This is a genomic window from Sporosarcina sp., assembly GCF_029257255.1.
GTDB lineage: Bacteria > Bacillota > Bacilli > Bacillales_A > Planococcaceae > Sporosarcina.
In genome coordinates, this window is the sequence record NZ_JARICI010000077.1 from 14509 (window position 1) to 30202 (window position 15694).

13 protein-coding genes and 1 riboswitch are annotated in these 15694 nt (G+C 42.5%); of the genes, 2 read left to right on the forward strand and 11 right to left on the reverse strand.

The features are described 5' to 3' along the window. Nucleotides 1-192 precede the first annotated feature (192 nt). Together Q1J64_RS14290 and hutU are read right to left on the reverse strand one after the other, a co-directional pair. Complete coding sequence (locus tag Q1J64_RS14290; RefSeq protein ID WP_301109767.1) at nt 193-1782, reverse strand: AraC family transcriptional regulator; 1590 nt, start codon at nt 1780-1782, stop codon at nt 193-195. Nucleotides 1783-1789: 7 nt separating this feature from the next. Next, a complete protein-coding gene (hutU, locus tag Q1J64_RS14295; RefSeq protein WP_301109768.1) occupies nt 1790-3430 on the reverse strand; it encodes a urocanate hydratase in 1641 nt (546 codons plus the stop codon). A gap of 370 nt (nt 3431-3800) precedes the next feature. On the opposite strand from hutU, the gene Q1J64_RS14300 reads away from it, so the two are divergent. Beyond that, nucleotides 3801-4691 (forward strand): LysR family transcriptional regulator, encoded by an 891-nt coding sequence (locus Q1J64_RS14300; protein ID WP_301109769.1) that lies wholly within the window; start codon nt 3801-3803, stop codon nt 4689-4691. Here the strand turns inward: Q1J64_RS14300 and Q1J64_RS14305 are convergent, their stop codons facing one another. The 5 genes from Q1J64_RS14305 to Q1J64_RS14325 all read right to left on the reverse strand — a co-directional run bounded on the left by Q1J64_RS14305 (nt 4692) and on the right by Q1J64_RS14325 (nt 9776). Next, complete coding sequence (locus tag Q1J64_RS14305; protein WP_301109770.1) at nt 4692-5675, reverse strand: C-terminal binding protein; 984 nt, start codon at nt 5673-5675, stop codon at nt 4692-4694. A gap of 9 nt (nt 5676-5684) precedes the next feature. Beyond that, complete coding sequence (gene hisC, locus Q1J64_RS14310; RefSeq protein ID WP_301109771.1) at nt 5685-6773, reverse strand: histidinol-phosphate transaminase; 1089 nt, start codon at nt 6771-6773, stop codon at nt 5685-5687. 30 nt (nt 6774-6803) lie between these two features. Further along, on the reverse strand, nt 6804-8084 hold the full coding sequence (locus tag Q1J64_RS14315) for a TRAP transporter large permease (protein ID WP_301109772.1): 1281 nt from the start codon (nt 8082-8084) through the stop codon (nt 6804-6806). Further along, nucleotides 8081-8584, reverse strand: coding sequence for a TRAP transporter small permease (locus Q1J64_RS14320; RefSeq protein WP_301109773.1), 504 nt, complete (start codon nt 8582-8584; stop codon nt 8081-8083). Before Q1J64_RS14320 ends, Q1J64_RS14315 begins: the two co-directional genes overlap by 4 nt. Nucleotides 8585-8768: 184 nt before the next feature. Beyond that, on the reverse strand, nt 8769-9776 hold the full coding sequence (locus Q1J64_RS14325) for a TRAP transporter substrate-binding protein (RefSeq protein WP_301109774.1): 1008 nt from the start codon (nt 9774-9776) through the stop codon (nt 8769-8771). A 442-nt stretch (nt 9777-10218) separates the two neighbouring features. After that, a riboswitch (Lysine riboswitch) is annotated at nt 10219-10396 on the forward strand. Between the two features lie 121 nt (nt 10397-10517). On the opposite strand from Q1J64_RS14325, the gene dapA reads away from it, so the two are divergent. Beyond that, entirely contained in the window at nt 10518-11402 is an 885-nt protein-coding gene (gene dapA, locus Q1J64_RS14330) for a 4-hydroxy-tetrahydrodipicolinate synthase (protein WP_301109775.1), read from the forward strand. Between the two features lie 62 nt (nt 11403-11464). On the opposite strand, the gene Q1J64_RS14335 is transcribed toward dapA, so the two are convergent. The 4 genes from Q1J64_RS14335 to Q1J64_RS14350 form a co-directional block, all read right to left on the reverse strand. Beyond that, entirely contained in the window at nt 11465-12016 is a 552-nt protein-coding gene (locus Q1J64_RS14335) for a biotin transporter BioY (RefSeq protein WP_301109776.1), read from the reverse strand. A gap of 244 nt (nt 12017-12260) precedes the next feature. After that, the gene (locus Q1J64_RS14340) at nt 12261-13370 is read right to left on the reverse strand and encodes a DUF5050 domain-containing protein (RefSeq protein ID WP_301109777.1); all 1110 of its coding nucleotides are present in this window, start codon (nt 13368-13370) and stop codon (nt 12261-12263) included. A gap of 58 nt (nt 13371-13428) precedes the next feature. Then, nucleotides 13429-14901 carry a sensor histidine kinase gene (locus tag Q1J64_RS14345; RefSeq protein ID WP_301109778.1) on the reverse strand — a complete coding sequence of 491 codons (1473 nt, stop codon included), beginning with the start codon at nt 14899-14901 and terminating at the stop codon, nt 13429-13431. Between the two features lie 4 nt (nt 14902-14905). Beyond that, a complete protein-coding gene (locus Q1J64_RS14350) occupies nt 14906-15592 on the reverse strand; it encodes a response regulator transcription factor (protein WP_301109779.1) in 687 nt (228 codons plus the stop codon). Nucleotides 15593-15694: the final 102 nt, after the last annotated feature.

Below are 15694 nucleotides of genomic sequence, written 5' to 3' on the forward strand. Positions count from 1 at the left end.
CGGAATAAAAGCGCTTTCATTTCCTTATTTCTACTTTATCAAAAGGTGGATTATTTCACAGTAGAAAAATATACGATAAAGTACACTTATCTACTGTTGTTTTGTATACTTTTTCACCGGTTATTTTCCCACCTAAAAAGAGTTATGCAATAAGTCTCATTTTGAGGACTTTTTGCATAACTCTTCTTTTATTCAGTATTTGGTGGATAGCACACTGTTCCGGTAGGCTGTCGGTGTCATGTCCACATGATTTTTAAATACCCTGCTAAAATACTGCGAGGAACTGTAACCGACAGATTCAGCGATTTCATAAATCGTCATATTTAAATCTTCCAATAGAAGCTTAGCTTTTTTCATTCGCCGCTCTGTCAGATAGTAGCTGAATGAACTGCCTGTCGTCTGTTTGAAAATGGCACTGACATAGTTCGGGCTCAGCTCCACTTGCGCCGCGACTGTTTCAAGTCCAATCTCTTCGTGGTAGTGATCTTCAATAAATTGCAGGATTCCCTTTACTGACTTCAGGGATTGTTCATTATGTCCTTCGTTGACCTGCTCGCTGTATTCTGTAATGATTGTTTTCACGCATGCATCAATCTCGGCAAGCGTTTCTAATTCATGTAACTCTTTGGCATGCTTAATTTGCAGGGGCATCATATTTTTCGGACTGGCTCCGTTTTGAATAGCTGATTTTGATAGCGAAAACAATAGATCTAGCACTTGCAGACGGAATTCCTCCGGTTTGATATGGACATGAGACGCAATCGAGCAATAGACCTCTTCCCATTGCTGACGAACCCCATCCAAATCGCCCAATGAAAACTTCTCCGTTATCGATTGGATCTGCATTTTGTAGTCATAGTACTCCGCTGTCTCAAAATAATCCAAGTCTTCTATATGAATAATCGAATTCTCTGTGGAAAACAACCGGTATGCTTGTGCTTGCTTGCTTTCTTGATAGGAAAGATGTAAATTACGGGCGTCTTCAAAGTAATTGCCTATGCCAATCGTGACAGTATAGTCCGTTCTTCGATTAATTTCCGCACGAATTTTTTCTGCATACTCAATCGACAGTGCTTTGTATTTCGCTTCATCCACTTGAACAGGAAGCGCAAGCAAAATTGCATATTTCTCTTCCGTCACAAGTACTTTTAATGATTCATAGTGTAAGTGCGTTTCGCGGATTGCCTGGAGCACTTCTGCTCTCAGCGCATTCTTCCACAGCTCGCCTTTATTTTCCACCAGCCACGAAAAGTGATCGATACTCAAAAGAAGAACGGTATTTGGAATGAGTGACAGCTCCGCCAGTTTACTGCGCTCCCAAATTTCTTTCGCATTTTTACTGTTGCCGTACAGTAAATCGTACGCAAGACATTCTCGTATAGACCGTAGCATGTAGGCTGAATCTCTTTGCTTTTGTCTCCGCTCTCTCTTCAGATCAGCCTCCGCTTTTATCAGTACAGGCAGCAATCGTTCGGGAACATCAGCAGTCTCTACTGCTTCCAGACAGTCGTAAGCACCGGCTTTCATCAATTGCTTCATTTCATCAAATGAAAATGATTCCTTCAGAAAGATGACCTTAGATTCTATAGCTTCCTGCAACATACGGAAATGGGTCCCCCCATACTCTGATTCTTCATCCAATGAAATATCTGCAATCAGTAAATCCACTGCACGAATCATTTCGGTGTCTTTCAGGCTGGGGATCCATTCAACCTGAAATCTCTCTTGTGCTGATAAATTCTGAAATAAATCTTCATGCTGATAGATCCCTATAATGCTCATCGTACAATCACCCCTTCTTCGCCTTAATAATATCTAGTGCAATTTGTGCTTCTTCATAGCCTGCATCTGCATGACGGATAATACTCATACCGGGGTCCACAACCAAGACTTTCTTCAAACGTTCTGACGCCTCTTCACTGCCGTCCGCTATCACCGTCATTCCCGAATGAACAGAATTACCGATTCCCACTCCACCGCCATTCTGAATACTGACCATTGAAGCTCCTGCACTGGCATTTAACATGGCGTTCAAAATGGGCCAGTCTGCTACCGTATCACTGCCGTCCTTCATATTTTCTGTCTCTCGGAAGGGTGCCGCCATTGTGCTGCCTTCGGAATGATCTCGCGTAATCGCAACGGGGGCAGACAATTCACCTGAGCGTACCATTTCATTAATGATGACCCCCACTCGTTCCCGTTCTTCATAATCAAGCCAGCATGTACGAGCAGGCAAACCGTAGAAGTAAATTTTTTCCTGTACATACTGAATCCAGCGCGATACCCGGTGATCATGCGCAAATTCTTCCAAGATCATGTCATCAATTTTATAAATATCATTCGGATCGCCTGACAGCGCAATCCAACGGCACGGACCTCGCCCCTCACAGTAATGAGAGCGTAAATATTCTGAAGCAAAGCCAGGCAATTCAAAAGCTCGTTCATACCCCGCTTCGTACGCTTGTTTCCGCAAATTATTTCCATATTCAAACGCGATTGCGCCGCGTTCTTTAAACGTCACCATTGCTCGAACGTGAGGAATCAGTGAATCCTTCACCAACTTCAAATAGTGACCCAGATTTTTTTTACGTAGCGCTTTCGCCTGCTCCATATCCAGACCGCTCGGAATATACCCCATCTGCAGATCATGCACTGAAGTTTGATCGGTGACAATATCCGGAATGAAATCAAGTTTAAGTGCTTCGCGATAGCGGTCCGCTACATTACCTGTCAGCGCGATTGCTAATGGCTTCTTCGCTTTTGCAGCCTGCCGTGCCAGCCGAATCGCTTCTTCCATTGAATCTACTTTAATATCACAGTAATTATTTTTCAGACGCTGATCAATCTTCTCTTCAGATATTTCCACGACTATACACACTCCGCCGTGCATCGTGACAGACAGCGGCTGTGCAGCACTCATTCCTCCGAGTCCCGACGTCAGCACGATTTTACCTTGCAGGGTATCGTCAAAATGCCTCTTTGCAATTTCACCCATTGTCTCAAATGTCCCCTGCAGCACTCCCTGAACCCCAATATATGCCCAAGATGCCGCAGTCGATTGACCGTACATCGTCAGCCCTTTTTCATTCAGCTTATCGAATGCTTCGTCTGTTGACCAATGAGGAACCAGAACGGATGATGCGTTAACAATTCGCGGAGAATGAGGAAATGAAGGAAACTTTCCTACCGGCTTCCCTGATTGTATAAGCAAGGTTTCAGTCGGCGACAATTGCTTCAGTTCACGAATGATTGCATCCACGGATTCATGATTCCTGGCTGCTTTTCCCCTGCCGCCATATACTATTAAGTCTTTGCTGCTTTCCGCTACCCGCGGATCCAGGCTGTTTAAAAACAGCCGCAGCAATCCTTCAATCTCCCAATTCTTACAGCTGATTTCTGTTCCTGTCGGCGAAATTAATACGTTTGGCATCCGCTAAACTCCTTTATCGTTCTATTTTTTTCTTAGTAAGTTATAATTCTTTACCTAGCAGTGAGGTAACTATATTTAAATTAGTGCCTTTAACATTCTAAAAGTGTGAGTAAGTGGTAGGATACCGTTTCCCTGCGTTCCGACAACACTTTCTCCAATACCAGCGAAGGCAATCCCCCAGCGCCGAAGCGGGTTCAAACCGCAAACTTATATTTTCTTCAAACTTCCTGCTAAGTCGAGAAACCGAAACCGCATTCTGTAATTCAACGACATGAAATAACTTAATTATACAACTAGCATGTGCCCAAATCGCTTCTGGCGGATGTGCTATACTGATGGGAAGAATTATTGCAAAGTGGAGGGTTGTCAGATGGATCATCGATCTTTACTCTATTTCACGACGTTAATTGAAGAAGGAAGCTTCACCCAGGCAGCGAAAGCACTTTTCATCTCGCAGCCGTCTCTAAGCTCTGCAATTAAAAAGTTTGAAGACACAGTGGGACTTAAACTAATAGAACGGAGTACGAGAAATATCTCTCTAACAAAAGAAGGAGAGATTATGTATGAAGAAGCGAAAAAACTACTCAGTCATTTTAATTACTTTCAAAAAGAAGCCATCCGTCTAAGAGAAGACGGACCGCTTGAGCTACATATCGGACTAATTGAATCTGTACGTTTTTGGCTGCCAAAGGTACTTGTATCCTACAGTGCGAATCATCCGGATATTCATATCAAATTACTTGAAGTGCTGGGATTGACGCAAGTGGAAACTGCCCTAAAAAATTATCAGATTCACTTGGCGATCACTAATCAGCTTTTTGAAAGCGAAGAAATCGAAATGTTACCGATCTATACAGAGCGACTTGTCGCTTTATTACCTAACGGCCACCCTCTTCAGCATAAAGATAATTTATCCATTCATGATCTAGAAGGCGAAGAATTTATTATCTGCAAAGAAGGATTTCAGACACGCAATGATATTCTGAATGAATTCCGGAAGTCCGGCATTAAGCCTAATATTCATTTTGAGATTGAACGATTCGAAACCGCTTGTGCCTTAGTTGAGGAAGGTCTCGGTATCACGATTGTTCCAGAGAACTATCTGCGGACAACGGACCGTCCTTCGTTGGCAGTAAAAACATTAACAAACAGTCATCTTTCACGCACCGTCTATATTGCTTATATAAAAAATCGCTATCTGCCGCCTGTCATTGAAGAATTCATTGACACGACGAAAGATTTTTTCAAAATAGCTGACTAATCAATGTGTACGCTCAGGCATCACATTCTGAACAAATTCAGGTGTTTTTCCTTCGATTGCACGGATGACATTTAAACTGGTACGAGATCGAAGTTCATATTCGGATTCTTCGGATACATAAGAAGAATGCGGTGTAACAAACACTTCTTCCATATGAAGAAGCTCCTGATCTCTGCCAGGTGGTTCTTCCGTCAATACATCCAAGCCTGCACCCGCAAGATGACCTTCTTTCATCACCTTCACCAAAGCGTCTTCCTGAATGATTGCTCCTCGGCATGTATTAATGAGAATAGAACCTTCTTTCATCTGTTTCAATCTGTCGTAGTTTAACATCCCTTCCGTTTCTTCGGTTAACGGAACGTGCAGGCTCAAAATATCGGATCTTTCCAGCAGCTGATCGAGTGATACAGACTCCACGCCTAATTCAGTAAACGCCTCTTTCTGCACAAATTCATCATGTGCAATTACGTTCACACCGAACACCTGAAATTTCCGTGCCACCTCTTTAGCGATCCGGCCAAAGCCGAGCAATCCGACCGTTCTTCCCTTGATCCGCTTAATCGGCAATGTATCAAGTGGATTCCAACCGAGACTTTTCACTTGTTCATTATAGGCACGCAGTCTTCTCGCTACAGACAATGACAATGCAATTGTATGGTCAGACACTTCGCCAACACAATAATCCGCCATATTCGTGACGTATATTCCTTTATTGCTGGCAGCGTCCAAATCAATATGATTAAAGCCTACTCCGGATGCCGCAATGATTTTACAGTTCTCCAGTTGAGAGATAATATCCGCGCCGCAAGGAAAACCGATTTGCGCTACAATACCGTCCGCATATTTTCCAAACGTCTCAAAATCCTCTTTTACCGTATCACTTCTCGTCACTTTACATTCCATATCGTGATCGTCGTAAATCCCCATTTCCACATCATGTGTAAACCACTCATCATCTAAAATCCACACTTTTTTCCTTGTCATAATCCAACATCACTCCTTCTCATTTTGATGTAAAATTTCCACCAGCAATTCATTTTGCTCCTTAGTCCCAATTGACACACGGACGTATTCATTTAAGCCCCATGGCGTGCATGGACGAATGATCAATCCTTTTTCCAATAGCTTATTAAACAATATCTGTGCATCTGACTTAATGTGAACGAACAAGAAGTTCGTATAGGACGGAAAGACTTCGAATCCAAGCTTTGTGAATTCCTCCGTCAAATAGTTCTTGCCTTCTTCATTCATCTGATAATGCTCGTCTGTAAATTCACTGTCATCGAGTGTTGCAGATGCCGCTTCAATCGCCACACGATTCACAGCAAACGGCTCGCGCAAACGCAGGACAGGTTCAAGCAGTTCTTCTGACGCAATGGCATAGCCAACACGCAAGCCTGCTAAGCTATAGAATTTTGAGAACGTACGGATTGTAATAATCGGATGATCCGCCTTGAAATAATCAATTCCCGTCTTATACGGTTGCTCCCGAATATATTCGATATACGCTTCATCAAGTACAACCGTCACATGATCCGGAACTTCTTGGATGAATTTCTCTATGGCGGAATCCTCTACAATCGTGCCGGTAGGGTTATTCGGATTACAGATGAATACTAATTTTGTCTTATCCGTAATTGCCGCTTGAATGGCATCCAGATCAAACTTCCAATCTTCTGTAAGTGGCACTTCCACCGGCTTGCCGCCCATTAACAAAGTGGACGAACGGTATGCCGGGAAAGTAGGGCTTCCGTAAACTACTTCATCTCCTTCATCGATGTATGCGCTGACCACCAACGAAATAATATTATCTGCACCGTTACCCGTGATAACTTGTTCAGGCCGCACTTCATACAAATCCGCCAGACGTTCACGCAGTTTTGTTGCGGACGCATCTGGATATAAATGTACTTCCTCAATTGCCTGCTTCATGGCTGCTTTCGCTTTAGGCGAAGGACCGAGCGGATTTTCATTCGATGCGAGGCGGTGAACAACCTCCAGATTCAATTCTTTCTTTACTGCTTCAATCGATTTTCCCGGAATATACGGGGCAATATCTTTCACACTAGTTCTCCAATTCATAACGATTCCAGCTCCTGTTCTACGATGTGATTATTTCGCCAATCCCGGAAGATAGGTAGAAAACTGCGGAACGGCAATAATGATGACAATAATGACCAGCATAGCAATAATGAATGGTACGAGTGCACGGCTGATTCGTTCAATAGAGACTTTACTGATATGCGAAGCCACGAATAAGTTAACACCAAGCGGCGGTGTAACATAACCGACAGCCAAGTTACAAACCATAATAACTCCAAAGTGAATCGGATCAATGCCTACCGCAACTGCGACCGGCAATAGAATCGGCGTCAAAATAACAACTGCTGAAATGGTGTCAATGAACATTCCAACTACAAACAGGAACGCACTGACCAGTAACATCGTAATAATCATATTCTCAGAGATTCCTGTAATGAAATGCGCAATCGTCGCAGGAATGCGTTCGATACTGAGAAGATAGGCAAAGGAAATGGAGAAACTGATGATAATGATGACTGGAATATTCAACAATGTTGCTTCTAAGAACACGTTGTACAGACTCTTTAACGTCAATTCTTTATAGACAAACAATCCAATAAACAGGGCATACATACAGGCGACCGCTGCCGATTCGGTAGGTGAGAATAGACCGCTGTATATTCCCCCGAGAATGACTACTGGAATCAATAATGCCCATTTTGCATAGTTGATTGCTTTCAATACTTCCATGAATGTAGGGAATTTACCTTCAGTCGGGAAGTCACGTTTTTTCGCCGTTCGGTAAGAAACGAACATCAACGCAAGACCAATTAAAATCCCCGGAATAATTCCTGCTAAAAAGAGTGCGCCAATTGATACGCCTCCTACAATTCCAAACATGATGAACGGAATACTCGGAGGTAAAATAACGCCGATTGAGCCGGCAGTCGCTGTTACAGCTGCAGCAAACGGCTTGTCATATCCTTTTTTCGCCATGTTGGGAATCATGAATGATCCGATCGCCGCCACTGTCGCAGGACCTGAACCTGAGATTGCAGCAAAGAACATACTGGCAAGAACTGTACCGATTGCAAGTCCGCCTGTTAAGTAACCTACGAGAACACCCGCCAAGTGCAGAAGACGTTTAGACACACCGCCCGAACTCATCAAAACTCCTGCCAGAATGAACAGTGGAATAGAAAGCAATGAAAATGAATCCAGAGAAGTGAAGGCCTGCTGCACAATTGATCCGAGCGGAAGATCCGTTGCAAAAACCATTGTAAATAAAGCTGATGCTCCAAGGGATATCGCGATAGGAACGCCAATCAGCATAAGAACAAAGAAACTGATAAATAATACGGCAATTGTCATTGTTCTACCCCCTCTATCTCTTCTTCGAGCAGTTCGCCTTTTAAGATTCCTCTGAATTGCTGAATCAGTCTAAGCACCATGAAAAATGCACCAAGAGGGATTACAGAATAAGGGATTGCCATTAAGATTCCACTTGAAGGAGCTTTTTGGCCAGTTTCTAATAACTGCAATATAAATAATGTCCCCTTGTATGTAATGAATGCCATAAAGACGAAAAATAAAAATGTAGCCAGTAAATCCAAAACTTTTTTACATGTATCATTCATTAAATCTCTTACAAAAGTTACTCGGATGTGACCGCCCATTTTAATAGCTAAGCTGGAGCCAATCCACACTTGTGCGACGTGGATATATCGTGCAAATTCTTCTCCCCACACGATCCCGCTGCCAAAAAAGTAACGGAACAATGCCTGGCTGAAAATCATCAGCAAAATAGCCACCATTGTCGTGACTAGAAATATTTCTTCAAACTTCTCAATAAAACGTAAAAATTTCTTCATCGTTTATCATCTCCACTCATTCGATATATAACGTGGCGCTATTCTCTACGATGTCTTTTTGCAGAGTGTCTCAACCTAATTAGAATTCATTTTCATTACTTCGATTACCGAAGAGATTAAGAAAAATTCTCCCGGTTATCATTACAAACAATGACAACCGGGATGAAGTTTTACGACTATACTCTTATTCTCTTACTAAACCCATTAGGTCTGAACCAATCTCTTTTTCATACTTGTCATATACCGGCTTTAGCTTTTCGATAATTTCCTGTTTTGTTTCTTCAGGAAGCGTGTTTACTTTCAGTGTGTCACCTAAAAGCTCCATTGCTGCTGTATCCATTTCAACAGATACTTCTCTTTCATGCTTTGTAAACGCAGCACCCGCTTCATCAACCACTTTCTGAAGATCTTCAGGAAGTGAATCGTAGAACGCTTTGTTCATAACCAGAGCCTCTGCAGTAAACGAGTGGTTCATGATTGTCATATAGTCTTGAACTTCATACACTTTAGAGCTCTCGATCAATTGCCCTGTTGTCTGCATACCATCAAAGATGTTCTGCTGAAGTGCAGAGTACAATTCACCGAATGCGTATGGCTGAGGATTCGCACCGAGTGCCTTCAAGCTGTCTAAGTGAATATTGTTTTCCATCGTACGAAGTTTCAAGCCTTTGAAATCTTCTACTGTTTCGATCGGCTTCACGTTGTTCGTCATCTGCGTCATACCTGCACTGCCCCAACCTAAACCTTTCAGCTGATTCTCTTCCAGTTTAGAATTCAAGATATTTCCAAGCTCTCCATCTAATTTGCTGTTTGCATCTTCCACATCATCAAATACAAATAAGAAGTCGAGCGCCATAAATTCTTTTACAAAGTTCGTCAAAGGCGCTGTTGCTGGACTTGCTGCCTGTATATTTCCTGCTTGAACCGCTTCAATTGCTTCACGCTCAGAAGCATACAGCTCCCCATTTGAAAATACTTCTACTTGCAATCTGCCGTCTGATTTTTCTTCAGCCACTTCTTTAAATTCCATTAATCCTTTGTGAAGTGCAGAATCCTCTTCTACAGAGTTAGAAATCGTGATTTTATACTTCTTATCTGAAGAACCTGCATCTGCCTTATCACTATCACTGCCGCAACCTGCAACCACCAATGCCAGCGACATCGCTGCACCCATCATCATTTTCTTCCACATATTATTGCCCCCTTTTTATTTATTAAAATAGTTAGTCTGTTAAACTGCTAATCTGGAGTTAATCAAAGTTGTCATTATGAGTAAATTTAACCGCTTACATTTTACTGTTTGGTAACAGGTAAGGTAATGAAGCGCAAGAATGGTTTAACGGCCTCCTTTACAGTGAGTTGCTTTTAAAAATTTTCATACTTTTCTATTACCTTACTGCAAGTATATTTTAATCATCAGACTATTACAAATCACTTTTTTATATATAGTTATAGGATTTGGCTATTTATTATATAACATATGGATTTACTGACTTCCTTTCATGTCCATTTATCAATGAAATCAGAAGGCTATCCGAGCTTGTTTATCGTAACTCATAAGCAATGGTTGCTTTTCTCACAGATAACAGGTAGAGTGTATGTAATTAAACATTCTCTTATTTCGAAGATTTCGAAGTAAGGATAGAGGCGCAAAGACCATCAGTATACAATCCGAGGATGATGAGATCCGATGAAGGTTGTAGAAAGGGGAATTTGCCGAAGCTGAAGAGAGCTCATTTTCTCTAGGCTGGTTCTGGGCTGAACAAGTGCAGAATTGTCATATAGGCGACTATATGGAGGGCTATCTTATGCAGAGGAATAATTCATTATTTCAAAGCAGCAGCGACCCTCGTTGCTGCTTTTTGCGTTCAATGATCTACTCGCCCTCCACCCGCTATGTTTTTTTAATAAAAAGATAGGATGTGGAGAACAGATGAATTTCGGACAGATTGTAACAGCTATGGTAACTCCTTTTGATGAAAGAGGAGAAATTGATTTCGCAGCCACGGAAAATTTAATCAATCACTTAATCGCTAATGGTTCTGACAGCCTGGTTATCTCAGGAACAACTGGAGAGTCCCCTACACTAACACTTGAAGAGAAAGTTGAATTATTCAAGTTCACGGTACAGATCACTGCAGGAAGAGTACCGGTCATTGCGGGTACAGGCACGAACGGAACGAAAGAATCTATTGAACTGACAAGGCATGCGGAAAACGCAGGAGTCGACGGGATCATGCTCGTTACGCCTTACTATAATAAGCCATGTCAGGAAGGACTGTATCAGCATTTCAAAACAATTGCTGAAACGACTGCATTGCCCGTCATGCTTTACAACATTCCCGGACGCAGTGCTGTGAATATGGAACCAGCAACGATTATCCGTCTGGCTAAAGTGCCAAATATCGTCACTGTAAAAGAAGCAAGTGGAAACTTAGAAGCGATGGCTACGATCATTGAGTCTACACCTGAGAATTTCACTTTATACAGCGGTGATGACGGGCTGACACTTCCTGTTCTTGCTATTGGTGGAGCGGGTGTCGTCTCCGTTTCTGCACACGTCATCGGCAATGAAATGCAGTCGATGATCCAGAATTTCAAGGCTGGTAATTTGCAAGAGGCCGCACGAGAACACCGTCGTCTGCTGCCAATCATAAAGGAAATGTTCGCTGCGCCCAACCCTTCACCTGTTAAAGCCGCTTTGAATTTAAAGGGAATTCAAGTGGGCAGTGTGCGTTTACCTATACTTCCTTTGCCAGAAGCTAATCTTCAGTCTTTGAAAAAAGTACTGGATCTGCGCCAAGCAACTGCACTGTAAAACGATAAAAGGGCACCTGATCTACAACGAATGATTCATTGTAGATCAGGTGCCCTTTTGATTCATGCGATCAACAATCGATTAGCCAACAGGCGTCCACGGACTAGAATTCCAGCCCATGCTGCCAAGAAAGCCTTGATGAAACCGCCAATTAAGAACGGTACGAATCCCGCCATAAATGCGGCTGTCCAGGATAGTTCAGCCACGAATTTCAGCCAAACTGTTCCGAAGATCAGCGTAACGAACATGGCAATAATATTTGCAACCAGTGCTTGTGGCAAAGTAAAACTAGTACGCTCCATATAGTACCCCGTAATAAATGCCGCCGGAATAAATCCGATTAGGAAACCGCCAGTCGGGCCAAAGATAACACCCAATCCTGAAGACATACCTGAAAATACAGGAATCCCTACAGCCCCCATCATCAAATACACGAGTACTGAAATCGTTCCATAGCGCGAACCAAGAATTGTTGCGGCTAACCCAACTGCCAGTGTTTGACCGGTAATCGGCACGAGTGGCAATGGGATGGTCAGCTGTGCCATGATCCCTATAATTGCTGCAAATAACGCAGATACAATCATCATTTTTAATCTCGAACTTGAATCAGTCATCCCCTGTAATCCCCTTTTAGTAAACTATAATATATTATCAGTTAACGATTATTTTATAGCAGACTTGTTTTTGTGTCAACTATTTAAATATAACTTCTAACATATACTTTTTACTTTAGCGAGGCATGTGCTAATGACTGTGCAGAGCGGTCTTCATACTTGCCCCGATTCGACAATCCGTTGCATAGCGCAGAATCACTGTTTACCATTAGTAAAACCTGAATTTCAAGTTTACAGGGGTTTGCTATTCTTCCACCTGAAATACAGCGATGTTCCCTACCACATCTTCCTTTCCCAAACTCGTTTTCACATAGGCTGTTTTAGAATCCGCGCTCCATCCCCCCGAATATGAAATCACGCCGTACTTATCTACGTTTTCCATAATCCGCGTGCTATTGACCAGTTTTCCGTCAACCAGTTCCGCCATATAGACATTGGATCGGTACTCGCCACCAACTTGCACGGGCGTATCATACAGAATTTTGCTTTCATCAGGCGAAAGCTTGTAAGTACTGTTCCACTTACCTTCTTCATCTTCACCGCCTGCCAATAGCTTTCTCACATTTTTAGTTTGCTTATCCCAATAAAAAATCCCCAATTCACTATCGATCATACCTTGAAAAAGAAATGATCCATCTTGAAGTCTTGAAAAATCACTTATTTCTTTTCCTTCTCCTTGGAAACTAAATACATTTTCAATCGTACCGTCTTCCTGAAGTCGATAGATTCCATAACCATCTTTTTCACTGCTCGCAACAATATAATAGACATCATTTTCTTTTTCTATATAGTTCAGTACATAATCCTGAAATCTGCTCATCCCCCATGTCTGACTCTGGTTGATTTCAGGATCAAACCGGACAATCATCTCTTTTTTATAGTGGTAATAGAAAATGTCTTCATCTACAAATAAAATCTCATCCGGTCCAGCGTTTTCGAGCAACTTTTTGTCTCCATTTAGTAGATTATGGGCATACACTTCTTGTGCTTTATTATCATAAGAAAGTGCCCATTTTCCATTTTCTGATACCATAAACGCTTCACGATCCGCCACTTTCTTTTCTGTCCCCTGCGATAAATCCAACGAATAGAGCAGACCGTTTTCATTGTATGTGACCATGTCTTTGTTGATAGGCTGATCAAAGGGTGCATGAGAGATTCTTTTCACAACTTCAACATCCGGCTGCCTTTCAACCTCCAGGCTTCCGTCAGCCAGCGCACTTTCTAATTTCACGTCGTCATTGATCACAACTGTCGTTCCTTGCGTTTTTGCTTCTCCCGGCATGGAACATCCTCCCGCCAGCAAACTCAATGCAGCAACCAACAGCAGTGCTTTACCTGTATTAGCATTCATATTTTCTTCCTCCTTTTTGTGTATAACGCTAGCTTACACAAAGGATATTGCCATTCGTTCATGAGTTGTTGCCGACTTGTTGCCGATTAGGAAAAACGATAGAAACCTCAACATTCCCGTCCTGATCATCGAAAGAAATTGTACCGCCATGTCTTTCAGTCAGCTGTTTCGCAATGGTCAGTCCCAGCCCGCTGCTGCCAATTCCTTTAGTGTGAATAAACGGATCAAAGACCTGCTTTGCAATTCGTTCTGGAACCGGGGTACTTGTATTGCTTACCGTGACAGCAGATCCAGATAGTACAACACAAATCACCGAATCAGGAAGACCGTATTTGACTGCGTTATCCAAGACGTTAATGAAAATCTGCCTCAACTCATCCTGATTGCCGAAGACGATAAAATCCCCGCCTTCTATTTCAATAATCATCTGCTCTTTTTTTGCTTCCATGCCCATGTCTTCACAAAGCGATGTAACCAGCGGCAAGATAGGTATGGGTGTCCGTTCTTTCAGCACAACATCTGTCTCACTTTTCGACAGTTCGATTAAGTCAATAACCATCCGATTCATTCGCTCACTCTCCAAACGGATTTTCTTTGTTGCTTTACGTAAAAATTCGGGGTCATCAAAGTCCGGTTCCCCTATAATCTGCGCATAGCCCGAAATCGTCGCCAAAGGAGTTTTCAGTTCATGCGTGACGTTATTGAAAAATGTAGTCCGCGTCTTCCCGAGTAAGAGAACTTTATCTTTTTCCTCTTCCACCTTGTCGATATGCCGCTCGATATTTTGCTGCATTTCATTAAAATTTGTCGCAAGCACTGCCAGTTCGTCTTTTGAATTCACACGGACCTTCGCCTGATAATTGCCCTCCGCCACCTGCTTCGTCGCTTTAGTTAATCGAATCAACGGCTTCGTAATCTGCGTTGTGATGACGAATGAAATGAGGAATACCCCGACGAATAATGAAATGATCAGGAAGGTAAAACTTTTCAGCACGCTGTCATTCCGTTCAAAAAGATCCGTATAATCAGCGGTAAAGCGAAGAACACCAATAAATTCATCTTGAATATACAAAGGGTAAGCAAAATAAATTAACGTTCCATTGTCTGTATCTTGCCGGGTAAAAGACGCTTGATTTGCGAAAGCTGCCTTCAATTCAGGATAATCCGCTTCCTGACTATTCGTTTGATATACCTGATTCTCTATAAGCAGCGGCTGATCAACCGGAACCGTCTCATAGATGAAACTCCCATCTGGACCGTACAGCGCAACACTTTGTTTCTGTAACTTGCTTAATTCCTGAGCGAGTTTGCTGCCATACACTGAAAATAAATCTGTCTCTGCCGAATGAATCTGAGAAAACTGTTTACTGTATTCGCGCGTTGTATGCTGCAGCTTTGCCATATCACTCTCTATGAGCGCCTGGCTGTTCCCTTCCAATGAATCTTTCATGATCTGCTGTACAAAAAATGCCGCGAGAGTAAACAAGATAAAATAACCGATCAAGAACTTCTTTCGAATGGTCCATTTCATTCGCTTACTCTCCCTTCATCTTATATCCGACACCAAAAACCGTTTCAATTACGGACGGGTAACGGGGATCATTCAGCTTTTTTCTCACACGTTGCACATGGACATCGACAGTCCGGATATCTCCGTCATACGCATAATCCCAAACGGTATCGAGGATTTCCTCCCGCGAAAACACCCGGTTTCTGTTCTGCGCAAATAACAGCAGCAATTCATATTCCTTCGGCTTCAGCATAACTGCCTGTCCGTCTTTCAAAACCGTATGAGAACGCGGTTCAATTCGTATATGATCAGTAATATTTATGTAAGAGGACAAGGATACTTTTTGCTGCCGGCGAAGAAGCACTTTGACACGGGCTATCACCTCGCGAACATCAAACGGCTTGGTCATATAATCGTCTGCCCCAAGTTCCAGACCAATGATTTTATCCACCACATCATCTCGCGCAGTCAGCATGAGAATCGGCACATTACTCGTAACGGTAAGTCTTTTGCAAATATCAAATCCCGTCATGTCTGGCAGCATTAAATCCAATATGACCAGATCAGGCGCGATTCCGTCAAACAGCTGAAGTCCCTGCTGACCTGTCGCTGCACCGTGCACACGAAAGCCTTCTTTTCGCAGCGCATAAGCAAGAATATCCAATATGGATTCTTCATCCTCAATGATCAGTATCGTTCGATCAATCTCCATTGTTTCAATCTCCTTTTTACAAACCACACGTTTCCTTTAGTTTACTAGAAAGTTGTTGCCAAGATGTTGCTGTACAGACGAAATCACAACAAAAAAGCCTGA